The organism is Nocardia sp. NPDC046763 (assembly GCF_040645495.1).
GTDB lineage: Bacteria > Actinomycetota > Actinomycetes > Mycobacteriales > Mycobacteriaceae > Nocardia.
Genome location: NZ_JBEYYI010000042.1, coordinates 43,244 through 55,681 on the forward strand (window position 1 = coordinate 43,244; position 12,438 = coordinate 55,681).

General features: G+C 64.0%; 10 protein-coding genes and 3 pseudogenes. 5 read left to right on the forward strand and 8 right to left on the reverse strand.

The genetic code is table 11. The annotated features are described in order from the left end of the window. Positions 1-237 precede the first annotated feature (237 nt). The 4 genes and pseudogenes from ABZ909_RS40340 to ABZ909_RS40355 all read right to left on the reverse strand — a co-directional run. Positions 238-387: pseudogene (locus ABZ909_RS40340) on the reverse strand (IS30 family transposase); the annotation flags it as partial. A 170-nt stretch (positions 388-557) separates the two neighbouring features. After that, the gene (locus ABZ909_RS40345) at positions 558-1,115 is read right to left on the reverse strand and encodes a dihydrofolate reductase family protein (RefSeq protein ID WP_357011121.1); all 558 of its coding nucleotides are present in this window, start codon (positions 1,113-1,115) and stop codon (positions 558-560) included. 699 nt (positions 1,116-1,814) lie between these two features. Continuing rightward, positions 1,815-2,099 (reverse strand): annotated as a pseudogene (locus ABZ909_RS40350) (response regulator transcription factor); the annotation flags it as partial. Positions 2,100-2,608: 509 nt separating this feature from the next. Continuing rightward, on the reverse strand, positions 2,609-3,448 hold the full coding sequence (locus ABZ909_RS40355; protein WP_357011123.1) for a LysR family transcriptional regulator: 840 nt from the start codon (positions 3,446-3,448) through the stop codon (positions 2,609-2,611). Between the two features lie 105 nt (positions 3,449-3,553). On the opposite strand from ABZ909_RS40355, the gene ABZ909_RS40360 reads away from it, so the two are divergent. The 4 genes from ABZ909_RS40360 (at position 3,554) to ABZ909_RS40375 (ending at position 7,279) form a co-directional block, all read left to right on the forward strand. Next, the gene (locus ABZ909_RS40360) at positions 3,554-4,279 is read left to right on the forward strand and encodes an SDR family NAD(P)-dependent oxidoreductase (RefSeq protein WP_357011125.1); all 726 of its coding nucleotides are present in this window, start codon (positions 3,554-3,556) and stop codon (positions 4,277-4,279) included. Positions 4,280-4,804: 525 nt separating this feature from the next. Next, positions 4,805-5,299, forward strand: coding sequence for a pantetheine-phosphate adenylyltransferase (gene coaD / locus ABZ909_RS40365; RefSeq protein WP_357011149.1), 495 nt, complete (start codon positions 4,805-4,807; stop codon positions 5,297-5,299). Between the two features lie 196 nt (positions 5,300-5,495). Continuing rightward, positions 5,496-6,479, forward strand: coding sequence for a nitronate monooxygenase (locus tag ABZ909_RS40370; RefSeq protein ID WP_357011127.1), 984 nt, complete (start codon positions 5,496-5,498; stop codon positions 6,477-6,479). 332 nt (positions 6,480-6,811) lie between these two features. Then, positions 6,812-7,279 carry a hypothetical protein gene (locus ABZ909_RS40375; RefSeq protein ID WP_357011129.1) on the forward strand — a complete coding sequence of 156 codons (468 nt, stop codon included), beginning with the start codon at positions 6,812-6,814 and terminating at the stop codon, positions 7,277-7,279. Between the two features lie 110 nt (positions 7,280-7,389). Here ABZ909_RS40375 and ABZ909_RS40380 read toward each other — a convergent pair whose 3' ends face one another. Next, positions 7,390-7,893 (reverse strand): hypothetical protein, encoded by a 504-nt coding sequence (locus ABZ909_RS40380; RefSeq protein WP_357011131.1) that lies wholly within the window; start codon positions 7,891-7,893, stop codon positions 7,390-7,392. A gap of 450 nt (positions 7,894-8,343) precedes the next feature. Then, positions 8,344-8,742 carry a DUF4870 domain-containing protein gene (locus tag ABZ909_RS40385; RefSeq protein WP_357011133.1) on the reverse strand — a complete coding sequence of 133 codons (399 nt, stop codon included), beginning with the start codon at positions 8,740-8,742 and terminating at the stop codon, positions 8,344-8,346. A 282-nt stretch (positions 8,743-9,024) separates the two neighbouring features. On the opposite strand from ABZ909_RS40385, the pseudogene ABZ909_RS40390 reads away from it, so the two are divergent. Next, a pseudogene (locus ABZ909_RS40390) lies at positions 9,025-10,156 on the forward strand (FAD-binding oxidoreductase). A 282-nt stretch (positions 10,157-10,438) separates the two neighbouring features. Here ABZ909_RS40390 and ABZ909_RS40395 read toward each other — a convergent pair. Together ABZ909_RS40395 and ABZ909_RS40400 are read right to left on the reverse strand one after the other, a co-directional pair. Continuing rightward, complete coding sequence (locus tag ABZ909_RS40395) at positions 10,439-10,954, reverse strand: DUF4442 domain-containing protein (RefSeq protein ID WP_357011135.1); 516 nt, start codon at positions 10,952-10,954, stop codon at positions 10,439-10,441. A gap of 233 nt (positions 10,955-11,187) precedes the next feature. Further along, complete coding sequence (locus ABZ909_RS40400; protein ID WP_357011137.1) at positions 11,188-11,805, reverse strand: hypothetical protein; 618 nt, start codon at positions 11,803-11,805, stop codon at positions 11,188-11,190. Between the last annotated feature and the right edge of the window lie 633 nt (positions 11,806-12,438).

Here is a 12,438-nt window from a genome sequence, read left to right on the forward strand (position 1 = left end):
CCGGCTCTCGGCTGAGTTTCGTGAGCAGCGGATGCGCAGTGCCAGCCGACCGGAGCACTCCGCCTCCGGGTCGCCGAGGTGTTCGACCATGTAATCACGCACATCGTCGCGAACCGCCGCGGCCGAACATCCGCGCCGATAACAGGTCTCCGTCCGCATACACTGCCGGGGCAGGTGGCTCTATGTCCTCGGTCCTGCTCAGTTCGTCGGCTTGGCTGTAGGTGCGCAAACCAGGTGACGGGGAAGGTATTGGTGGAGAAGACCGTTCGTGTTCTCGTTGCTACCGCGCTGCCACGGACTCCTCGGATCGCAGAGAAAGACCGGGACACCAGTAGCAACGGTGAACACGGCATGTTCGGCCATCTCGTGGCCTTGATCCCAGGTCAGGTGTGATTCGCCTTCTTCAGCCATGGTGAGATGGTTGCCGCGGGCCCGCCGCCGACGTGACCGCGGCCAGCGCGTAGTCCAGGCCGGTGCGATCTCGCCCGGAACTGAACGGCACCGGGACGGGCAGACGCCTCCCGGTGCCACTGTGACTGTGCCTCGCTTGCGGGGTCTTACTTGTCGGCTGGCGCGTACACCAGTTCGAGGATTCCGGAAGGGAAGGCCGTGCTTTTCACCAGGCGCAGGTTCACGGGATGATCCAGCTCGGGGAACAGTGGCGCGCCTTTGCCCGTGGCGGCGGGCAGCACCCACAGCCGGTACTCGTCGACCACGCCGAGCTTGATCAGGGAGTGCATGAACTCGGTGCCGCCGGCGGCGACGAGGTCCTTGCCGGGCTCGGCCTTGAGCTTGGCGATCTCCTCGGTCGTGTCACCGCTGGCGATCCGGGTCTCGGGCCAGTCGTCGGCGGATTTCAGGGTGCGGGAGAAAACGACCTTGGGGATCTCGTTCATGGCCTTGGCTGACGGGTGGTCGGAGGTGGGCCAGTATCCGGCCATGATCTCGTAGCTGTTCCGGCCCATGAGGAAGGCTCCAGCCTCCCACAGCTGGCTGACAAAGTACTCCTCCTGCTCCTGGTCGTCGACGCTCATCATGACGTCCCGGATTCCGTTGTCCGCGTCAGCGCTTTTGCCGTCGAGCGAGACGTAAAAGCTCAGAATCAACTTCCGCATCCCAGTGCCTCCATGTGTTTCTTCCTGCGTTGGAACGGTCCCAGCACAGGCCGACTGCTGTCTGTCTCGGTACATCCAGAGGTATCGACGACGGATCCACCCGAAATTCATCGGTGCAGCCGAGATCGTGTACACGCTCGTGCGAACGTCCCGCAGGCAGTAGCGAACGTTCTGCGCCGCACCGGGTTCCGGCCGCCAGCGCCCCATGTCGGCCGGTTCGGTCAGCGCGGGAAGCGGCTTCTTAGCGGATATGCCAGCTCACTTTCGTGTGTTGAGAGCGAAAACTGCTCGACAGTGGTGGCTGGGGTGCCGTTTGATCACCCCCATGGGTTTGGCACGCAAAGGGACTCGAATTATCCACGTGGATGGTGTGGACTACCGATGGGTGGTGGCTCCGAACGATGAACGAGGACTGGCCATCGTGGTCGAGATCGCCCACGGTGCTGGGCAGCGAATGGCGACCTGGGTCAATCACGACACAGTGATAGCCCCGGGTCTGGTCGCGGAGGTGATCCGGGCCGCGCTCAGTCGAGGATGGACGCCTCAGAGACTCGGTGTACAGGCGACCTACTAGCGAGAGCGCTCCGTCCCGACGGGCAGCTCGAGATCGCCTCGGGTCGTTGATCATCGGCAGAAGCGGATGTCCCCTGGTGCCGAACGCGTGGATTGCCTGCTGGCTTGCGATGAAGCGCCGGAGCTTTACAACGTGACGTCGAGCCCGCGCGCCAGGGCTGTTGTGACCGCGGCAGTGCGGTCTGACACGTCGAGCTTGGCGAATGCTCGCTGGAGGTGGGTTTTGACGGTTGTTTCGCTGATGTGCAGGGCTTGACCGATCTCGGCATTGGTCGATCCGTGTGCGACGTGTCGTAGGACTTCGAGTTCACGCGCTGACAGCTCGGTGTGCGACTGGCGGTTTCGGCGATGCAGCCGGGCGCTCACCGAGGGTGTCAGGACCGTCTCGCCGCGTGCGGCCGCTCGCACGGCGAGGTCTTCCTCCGTCCAGGTCCAGTCGAACGATGTTGCGACGGTGGCGATGTGCTCGACCTTGTCACTCGCGACATACGTGGGGCATGCGCTTTCTGTTGTGCAGTGGGTCCGCTGCCTTGCCCTGGACGGGCCGGTTTCACAGATCATGCCCGGCTCTGACTGCCGAGATGTTCTCTACTCCTTGATCTTCCGCAGACCCGCACGTGCCACTCGCTCATCGGCAGTTGCGGATGTTCCCAGGGACGCAAACGGCCCGAGATAGTCTCAGCTCGTTGATCTTCGGACCTGTCAGGTGGCCACCCCGAAACGCCCGGGTCGCGGCAGTAGAGTGCGCTGCCATGCGGGCATGAACGGCCAACCCAACTGTTCTAAACGTGCACTACAGCTGAGGAATTGGCGTGAAATTGCTGCTCTACGCCGGATTGTGAGGGATTGCACCGGTCGCACGGAACTCGGCAGCGGCGAGCTTGCAGGGTGGATTCCTGAACCATGCGGAGAGGCATCGGCTAGAGGCGTAATGCGGTGCGGACGAGGTCGGCGACGGCTTTGGATCTGCTGTGCGGTGGCCAGGCGATGACGGTCGTGACTGCCGGCGCGTCTGGTACCGGCACGATGGCGTGCTTGTCGCGCAAGTGGGTTCGGACGGACTCGGGCATGACCGCACAGGTCCGGCCGAGCGCGATCAGCTGGGTCAGCTGGGTATGGTCGCGAACCTGCGGGCCGGGGCCGTCCGGATAGCTCCCATCCTGTCGAGGCCAGCGCGGCAAGGGTAGGTCCGTCAGGGCGGAGACCTCGGCCAAAGACATATGGGCCCGGTTGGCGAGGGGGTGCCCCGCGGGCAGGACCACGACCTGTTGTTCGGTGTGCAGGTCCTCGGTGTCGAATCCGGCCATCGTGTCGAAGGGCCGGTGGAGCAGGGCAACGTCGGCGCGACCGTCACGCAGGAGTCTTTCCTGTTCGCCGGGCCCGCTCAGCATCACCTCGACGGTGACGGCGCCCGGTTCGGCGGCGTAGGCGTCCAGCAGCTTCGACAACAGTTCGCTGGACGCTCCGGCCTTCGTGGCCAGCACTACACCCGGCCGATCGGCAGCGGCGCGGCGGGTGCGGCGCTCCGCGGCTTTCACCGCGTCGAGCGCGGCCCGCGCCTCCCGCAGCAGCACCGACCCGGCCTCGGTCAACGCGATTCCGCGAGAGGTGCGGTGCAGCAGCACCACTCCCAGCCGCCGTTCGAGCTGCTGGATCGCCCGAGACAGTGGCGGTTGCGCCATTGCGAGCCGCTGTGCCGCCCGCCCGAAGTGCAACTCCTCGGCGACGGCGACGAAGTATCGCAACTCCCGCGTCTCCACCGTGGCATCGTATCCGGCGCTGACCGCGACCGATATCCGTGCGGTATGGCCGCCTACCCGGTCGGTCTTGGACGCGCTACCCGAGGCCGGATCAGGATGGACGGTATGAGTGCACAGACGATCGCGCTGGTGACCGGCGCGAACAAAGGAATCGGATACGAGATCGCGGCGGGCCTGGGCGCGCTCGGCTGGCGAATCGGTGTGGGCGCGCGGGATTTACAACGCCGCGACACCGCGGTGGAGAAGCTACGCGCGGCCGGGACCGATGCGTTCGGTGTACCGCTCGACGTGACCGACGACGCGAGTGTGGCCGCCGCGGCCGATCTCATCGCCGATCGAGCCGGAGGCCTCGACGTCCTCGTCAACAACGCCGCGATCACCGGCGGAATGCCACAGACGCCCACGACGGTCGATCCCGCGACCGTGCGAGCTGCCGTGGAAACCAACGTGATCGGCGTCATCCGCGTCACCAACGCGATGCTGCCCATGCTGCGCGGCTCGACATCACCGCGAATCGTGAACATGTCCAGCAGCGTCGGCTCTCTCACCCTGCAGACCACGCCCGGCACCGAGACCGGCCCGATTTCCGCCGCGTACTCAGCGTCGAAGACCTTCCTCAACGCCGTCACCGTCCAATACGCAAAAGAACTGAGCGACACCAACATCCTGATCAACTGCGGCTGCCCCGGTTTCACCGCCACCGACCTCAACGGCTTCCGCGGCTACCGCACCCCCCAACAGGGAGCGGCAATCGCGATTCACCTCGCGACCCTCCCCGATGACGGACCGACCGGCGGATTCTTCGACGACGCCGGAACAGTGCCCTGGTAACAGGCTCACTGGCGAACGGACACATCCTGTTTCGGCATAGTGCGTTCGGCCGGCCTCGGATCGGCGGGCAAGTCGACCCGGCCGCCCGGCGTCGGCCAGGCGGCCGGCGATGGCTGTGTCCTCGGCGCTCCGGCCTTCGGGTCGAAGGTCAGGTGAGATCGGCGGTTTCGGGCACCGCGGTCACCAGGCAGGTGCGAAGTTTCTGCGGGCGCCCACAGGTCGACGCTGGTGGTGTCACACGGCACCTGCCATCGGACTTTGCCGGAGTCGAGATCGAAGCGCGAGATTGGACCGTCATCCGCAACTCGGTGCGGGTGTGCTGCACCGCACCAGGTTTCGGCCGCCCGTGACTCGCGCTGGCCGGTATGGTCAGCGCGGCATGCGGCAATATGGTGCGTCGAGAGCCGCGCATCCGGAAGCATCCGGCCGTTTGGGAGCACGGGCAGTGGGACGGCTGACCTCCCGGGCCCTCACCCGGACGGTGACGACGGCGAAGATAGCGAAGTGATCATGGGCGAATCGGTCATCCGGTGCGTGGTCTGCCCGGGCTCCTTCGACCCGGTGACCAACGGCCATTTGGACATCATCGGCCGCGTCGCGACGCTGTTCGACGAGGTGATCGTCGGCGTCGGCAAGAACGTCGGCAAGCGCGCGCTGTTCACCGCCGAGGAGCGGATCGCCATGATCCGCAACGTCACCGGCGAATACCCGAACGTCTGCGTCGAGGCCATCGACGGGCTGCTCGTCGACTTCTGCGTGCAGCACGGCGCGCGCGCCGTGGTGAAGGGCCTGCGCGCGGTGAGCGACTACGAGTACGAACTCACGATGTCGCAGATGAACCACCGGCTGTCCAATGTGGAGACGCTGTTCGTGGCCTCCGATTCGGAGTACAGCTACGTTTCATCGTCGCTGATCAAAGAGGTCGCGGGGCTCGGCGGCGACGTCTCCGGGCTGGTTCCCGATCATGTGCTCGCCCAGCTCACGACGCGACTGGCTGAGCGCAAGGCGAAGTCCGATTGACCTCCTACCGTCCGCATCGGCGTCATCGAGCATCGTGACCGGGTCCCAGACCTCGGATCGGCACGGCCAGTCGATCTTCCGATGCCCCGCGCTCGCCGGTCCGAACAACGCGCTCTGCGGCAGATGAGTGCGTTCGCGGCAGGGTGACATCGGTTGTCCACTGCCGGTTCTCACCGATCGGATTAGGGTCTGGTCTGTGGATCTTCTGGATAGGCTTCGGCTGGATGTTCCGGTCGCACAGGCTGGAATGGGCAGTATCGCCGGTGGCCGGTTGGCTGCGGCGGTCGCGGCTGCTGGTGGGCTCGGGACGATCGGGTTGCGTCCACCGGAGGAGTTGCGTGCCGCGATCCGGCGAGTTCGCGACGAGGCCGCGGAGCGCGCGGTGGTGGTCAATCTGTTGATGCCGGGAGTTCGGCGTAGGCATGTCGCGATGTGCCTGAGTGAACGGATCGATGCGGCGGTGATCGCATTTGGCGGCGACGCGGGCCTGGTGCGCGAACTCCATGAAGCCGGGGTGTTCGTCATCGTGATGGTGGGAACCGAAGCTCAGGCGCAGGAGGCGATGGCATGGGATGCCGATGCGCTTATTGCTCAAGGATGCGAAGCCGGTGGCCATCTGCTGGGAACTGTTGCGGCGCTGAAATTTCTGCCTCGTGCGGTCGAGATCGCTGCGGGTCGTCCGGTATTGATGGCGGGTGGAGTGGCGTGCTCGGCTGACACCGCCGCCGCGATTGCGGCGGGTGCTTCGGGAGTGGTCGCCGGGACTCGTTTCCTTCTGACGGTGGAGTCGGAGGCTCAAGAGGAGTATCGGCAGCGCGTGCTGACCGCCGAAAAGACTATCGAGACATGCCTGTTCGGGCTGGGATGGCCCGCTCGGCATCGAGTGGTCCCGAACGCCGTCACCCAGCGCTGGTGCTTCCCGGACGGGACAGCGCGGCGGTTGCCAGCACTGATCAATGCGCGAAGCGGCCCGCTCGGACGCCTCGCACCGGAAAGCAGTACTGCGGCTGCGATCAAGGTTCAGCGGTCGTTTCTACCACTGTTCAGTCCGCTGGCTCCGCTGGAAGGAATGCCGGAATCCTGGGCGGATCGGGCCGCGCTGTACGCGGGTGAATCCGCGCTGCGAATCGCCGAAACCGTGACCGCGAAACAGGCTGTGGCCGAGCTTTCCGGTTGCTAGGTCACAGCTTCACGCGCCGGGGCATTTCCAGCCGTGTCCTCAACTCGGCTAGCGGACGTTCTGCGCCGCACCAGGTTCCGGCCGATGGCGCCCCGCGCTGGCCGGTTCGGTCAACGCGGTATGCGGCAGTACAGGACGTTTGCATCGTGTTGGTGTGCATGGTGTTCGCTTGTACGACCGTGACCTCCGCGCCGTACTCCGCCGCGGACTGACCCCGGTTTCGGTGCCCCTGTAAGTCGGGGGTCACCCATTTTTGTGAAGCGAGAACATTTCACTGCGGGTGAAGGCAGGATTCCGCTCGACCAGAAATCTGGACTAGCAAGGAGTCTCCAATGCCCGCCACAAACCGCCGCGCACGCCACATCGCCTGGGCTGCAACCCTTGTCAGCGTCGCCGGAACCCTCACCGCACTGTTCCCGGCCCTCGCCACCGCTGGTATCCACGGCATCGAGGTGCAGGACTGCTCGAGCGGAACCTGCACGACGCCCGCGTCTTTCGTTGTCGGACAAAGCTATTCGTTCACCGCGCCCTACGATGGCGTGAGTATCCAAAGCCCTGTCAGCAGCTTCTACGACAACGGTGCCTGCATCGGAAGCTCGAGGGTGTCCGTCACCTGGGTTCCACTGACTGCGGGAACTCACACCCTGTCCACCCGCGGCGGCAGTTTCGCGGATTCGTTGACGGTGGTCGTGGTTGCCGCACCTCCCGGAACGCCGACGGCGCAGCAGCCCCAGCAGGGTGGCTGCGGTGGCGGCGGCAGCATCGGATCCGGCAGTTCGAACCTGCTGCCCGGCAGCTAGCACTCCGCTCCGGCACTCTGGCATCCGAGCTCGTCACAGGGAGCGAGATCCTCTCATGCCCACCACCCCGTTCGTGCGCCATACGCGGCAAGGTAGTACGTTCGCCGTTATCATTCCTCGGACGCGACGGGGTCGATCGCACCGACGTAGAAGTTCACGGGTACCGCCGGCAAACGTAGTTCCCTGCGTGCCGTTTCGATGAAGCGATCGAATGCCTGCCGCGCGGGTCTTCCGGCCTTTCTCCACTCCTCGATCGACCCAACCTGCCGGTCCAACGCGTCGTAGAAGAGCTTCGCAATAGCTCTGTCGAGAGACACGGCGGCGAGCACCACGTCTCGGTCACCGTGCAGCCACAGGGCGGCGAGCGCACTGTCCCATGCCGGGAACTGCTCTGTACGAACTTGGTCGACCAAGCGCTGGTAGTCCGCAGACGACGGATCAGCGAATGCAACGACGCGGAGGGCTTCGTCGAAGGCCTTGAACTGCTCGGCGAATCGCTGATAGACGGTCGTGGTTTGATCTCTGCGCCAGCGCACCGACTCTGCGCGGGTGTCCCAGTAGCGGCCTACCGAAATACCGAGAACCCCAGCGAAGGCGGCGATCAATGCGGTCATCATAATTCTCTACCCCCCAACCGATCTCGGCGATTGTACAGGCATGCGTGCGGCTCGCTGGGAATGAAGTTCGAGGGCTCGACATTCGGCATTGGCGGGCATTCGCAAGCCTCGGATCGACACGGCCAGTTGATCTTCCGTCACCCCGCGTTGGCCGACTCGGTCAGCGCGGGAAGCGGCAGGAGAGTGCGCTGCCGTGCAGGCATGAACGGCCAACCCAACTGTTCTAAACGTGCACTACAGCTGAGGGATTGGCGTGAATTTGCTGCTCTACGCCGGATTGTGAGGGATTGCACCGGTCGCACGGAACTCGGCAGTTCCGGACGTTCCGCGCGGACGCCAACGGCCCGAGATAGCCCCGGGCCGTTGATCTTCGGACTGTCGCAGCTGGCCGCAGTGCCGTCAGCATCATCGAATTACGAAATCCAGCTGAGGACTCCGAATGCGCCGCTACTTGACCGAATTGGCCAACTGATCGGCATAAGGGGCGATGAACTTCCCGACAATGGGAAGCTCCGCGCGGACACCGCCGGTGTTGTTCGCCTGGACCATGGCCATGATCCAGACGACGACCGAGAAGACCGCGACTGCGAGTCCGGCGAGGCTGAAGATGATCCCCAGGGCTCCGAGGAGCGAGCCGACGATGCTCAGAACAATGTTGACCACCGAGACCGCCCCGAAGAAGACGATCGATTGCGAGGCATGGAATTTCACATCGGGATCGTTCTTTCCCACAAATAGGAAGATGATTCCGGTGAGCCACCCCAGCGCGTACGACAGGATCGCGCTGGTCTTTTTGTCCAAGCCGGCGGACTGCGGTTGGTCCGAGGGAGGTTGAGAAGATGTCATGGGGTAAGTAGATACCAGGCGCGCCGCCTACCGATCCCAACTTTCAGCACGAACCCACAGCTAACGGGCCAGCCGACGACTGGGATCCCGGACGTGGTTCTCGCGACGAGATGACTGCCAACGAGCTCGAAACGCCTGGGCGATGGCTCATTACAACCCATTGAGACCACACCGCATGGTGCGCGGTTCGAATCGGTCCAGACGTCGCCTGCACGTCCGTGTTGGCAGCGTCCTCCGGTGCACGGCTACCGTGACGAGGTGAATTTCATCCAAGGGGGATCGATGATCGACCAACGTCCGCTGTCCGGGTGGGCCCGTACCGCATCATCTGTGGCGCAGGTACTTTCCACGCCCGACCTCGACATGGTCGCTCGAGCGGTCAGCACGGCGGGATCACGCGGGGTCATCGCCCGCGGGCTGGGCCGCAGCTACGGCGATCCCGCGCAGAACGGCGGTGGCCTCGTCATCGACATGACCACCTTCGACCGCATCCACGACATCGACCCCGACACCGGCGTAGTCGACGTCGATGCCGGCGTCAGCCTCGACACACTCATGAAAACCGTCCTGCCCCAAGGTTTGTGGGTTCCGGTGCTGCCGGGAACCCGCCAGGTCACGGTCGGCGGCGCGATTGCCTCCGACATCCACGGCAAGAACCACCACTCCCACGGTAGTTTCGGCAACCATGTGCTCTCGCTGGATCACCGGCGCGAAACTCGGCCGTGCCGGCTTCAGCCGCGGCTCACTGGCCACGCTCGATCAGCTACCGGCCAAGCTGCGCCGCGAACCTCTGAAATTCGATGCACCACAACTGTTCACCGTGCCCGACGTCTTCCCCAACGGCATGGTCAACAACCTCACCATCCGCATCGCGGCCGAAGCCGCACATCGGGTGTATCCGCGCCAGGCGCGCGGACGGATCCAGAATCTCACGCAGTTCTATCACCCGCTGGACCTGCTGGGTGAATGGAACCGCGCCTACGGTCGCCGCGGATTCCTGCAGTACCAGTTCTCCATGCCCTTCGGTGCCGAGCAGAAGTTGGCCGATGCGGTGCGCGCTATCGCGCACTCCGGGCACCGGTCATTCCTGAACGTGTTCAAACGCATGGGCCCCGCCAACGCAGCCCCGCTGTCGTGGCCGCATCCGGGATTCATGCTCAGCCTGGACTTTCCGCTCAAACCAGGGCTGGGTGAATTCTGTGTCGAACTCGATCAGCGGGTCCTCGATGCCGGCGGGAGGCTGTATTTCGCCAAGGACTCCCGCACCACCCCGGAGATGATCCGCGCGATGTACCCGCGATTGGAGGAATGGCGGCGCATCCGTGACGGCGTCGACCCCGAACGGGTCTTCGTCTCCGACCTGGCTCGCCGCCTGCACCTCATCGACGACAACCTCGTCACTGCAGGCCACTGATCACCGAACGGCGTTGCCTGCCGGGAAATGCACGCAGGCAACGCCCAACCAAACGCATTACATTGTCGCAACCCACGTGGGTCGAGTCGGCCATCGAATCTCCTTGGAAGAGCAACGGTGAGCACCAAACCGGGGCGGTTCAACCGACCGAGACCCGCCGGCGTTGGAAGATCAACGCGTAGAGATCATCTGTGGTAGCCGACTCGCGGGCGAACGTCCTGGAATGCGTGCGGGTTCAGGGCGTTTGCGGGTCGGGATTGAAGATGGTGGGCCATATTGTGGTCACTGGTAGATGCGACGCACATACAGCTGCTGGGTGGCTCGGGCAACTAGAACGCCTTGATCGGAAACAATTTCGGTGGTGTGAGCCGTGATCGACTTGCTGCCGTCGCTCGTGGCGTCACGGATCGCCGCCGCGTGTTCAGACGGGAGCGACATGGTGGCGGTCACCATCTCACGGCCGGGAGCGATGAACTCAATGCTTGCGGCGCTCGTCCAGACCCGATAGCCGCGCCCGAGCTGACCGCGGGCCATGATCCCGAAGAACGGATCTGTCATCGAGTACAAGGTGCCACCGAATGCGGACCGGTTCGGGTTGCAGTTCCATGGACGAACCCTGTGGGTAGCACGCACAGAGGTCCAGTCGTCCGCGATATGAGCGACGCGCACACCAGCGAACAAGAGTGGCGGGTATGCGCTCATAATCAGCCGAAGTACCTTAGGGCTGGGCAATTCTCGTGTGCCTCGGCTCCCAGCGATGGAATCGGATGATTGACGCTCTGCTGAGGCGGACATCATTTCACCTGTCTACAGTTCGGTATCAGACTCGTTGCGGGGCTCATCCTTTCGGACGCAGCTCTGCGGGGCAACATCCGCTACCGCATACCGCGCTGACCGAACATGCCTGGGACCTGCGGGGCGGACGAACGAATCGGTCACGGGTGAACGATTGTGAACACGCAATCCGAATCCTTCGTAAACCCCGCAGAGCCCCAACTCGACCGGTTGGCCTCTATTTCACCTGTCCGTGATCACGGCTGGCCGGTGGCCCACGCTTGTACGGCGTCGGAGAACTCCGGGCCGCCCGTGACGTATCCGCCGATGAGTCCACCGATCAGCGCACCCACGGGGATGGCGATCCCCCATATCAGGAACATACAAGCCCCGAGGAGGCCGCCCACGATGGCGCCGGTGACGATGCCAGGCAGGTTCTTGTTGATCTGCTCCTTGAGTCGGTCGTAGGAGCTGATGTCCTTCAGTTGCGCAATATCTTCCGCTGCCGGGGTCGGTGTCAGCGTCAGGGTGCGGCCGTCCGCACCGATGTGCTGCGCAATCGCGATTGAACGCCCGTCGACCTCGAACCATTGCGGCACTTCGGTCACCGCCGCTCCGTCGCCGGACTCGAGCACCGCGGCACCGTCCTGTGCGGTCTCGAACTTGCCATTCTCGACGGTGGTGACAATGACCCTGTCGACTGGCGAAACGGTGATCCGGTAGTTGATTCCATGATCCACACCGGAAGTCGTGTCCCCCGCAGTCACAGCAGTCGGCTGCTCCGATATGGCCGGCTCCGCATGGGCGGTTGCCGCGGTGATACCCACGGCCGAGATGGCCATGAAGACGACAGCAGTGATTTTCTCGAACTTCATTCCTCGAACCCCTCCACTCAGCTGCCCCTGATGGGCGGACCGAGTCAGACCTTAGGCGTCGAATTCAATGGCGTGTGGTACGCCACACACAGTTCTGAGTCACTACACTCCTGTTTCCCATGTGACCGGCTGAGAAGCCGCATCCGGCGCGGTCCGAATCGGCCGGGGCGGCCGCGGCCGGCAGTGAGACCAACTGCGGCCCAGGACATCCTCTTCCGCCGAATCGAGCGCAGTGAAAGATGCTGTCCGAGTGGACTTTTCAACCGGGGGAATGCGCAGAGGCGCCGGTGTTTCCTGGCAAACGGTGTGTTACCAACGAACATCGGTACGTCTTGCATAGGTAGGCAACGCGATACACCGGATTGAGGCGGGCCTGATCCTGATCGAGCAGTGCGGCTACCCGAGCCGGCAGATCAAGAGCAGTGATTGTCCAACTGCCGGTACCAAGCAACCTGCGGCAACGACTGGAGCCAGTCATCCGGTGACCGTCCCTGGCCGTGCCCGGTGTAAATGGTTTCCCCCGTGAGCTCGAGCCCTTAGCCTCGATCCATGGACGTAATCAGCGGCGGGCCGTCCCCGGAATAGGGAAAGTGCCTTCCGAACTGCGATGATTGGTGTTCTCACGCATCAACC

Bases quoted from the DNA above. Each gene is read 5' to 3' on its own strand.
- ABZ909_RS40385 (WP_357011133.1), bottom strand. From the start codon at position 8,742: ATGACATCTTCTCAACCTCCCTCGGACCAACCGCAGTCCGCCGGCTTG.
- ABZ909_RS40395 (WP_357011135.1), bottom strand. From the start codon at position 10,954: ATGATGTCCGCCTCAGCAGAGCGTCAATCATCCGATTCCATCGCTGGG.
- ABZ909_RS40380 (WP_357011131.1), bottom strand. From the start codon at position 7,893: ATGACCGCATTGATCGCCGCCTTCGCTGGGGTTCTCGGTATTTCGGTA.
- ABZ909_RS40345 (WP_357011121.1), bottom strand. From the start codon at position 1,115: ATGCGGAAGTTGATTCTGAGCTTTTACGTCTCGCTCGACGGCAAAAGC.
- ABZ909_RS40360 (WP_357011125.1), top strand. From the start codon at position 3,554: ATGAGTGCACAGACGATCGCGCTGGTGACCGGCGCGAACAAAGGAATC.
- ABZ909_RS40375 (WP_357011129.1), top strand. From the start codon at position 6,812: ATGCCCGCCACAAACCGCCGCGCACGCCACATCGCCTGGGCTGCAACC.
- ABZ909_RS40400 (WP_357011137.1), bottom strand. From the start codon at position 11,805: ATGAAGTTCGAGAAAATCACTGCTGTCGTCTTCATGGCCATCTCGGCC.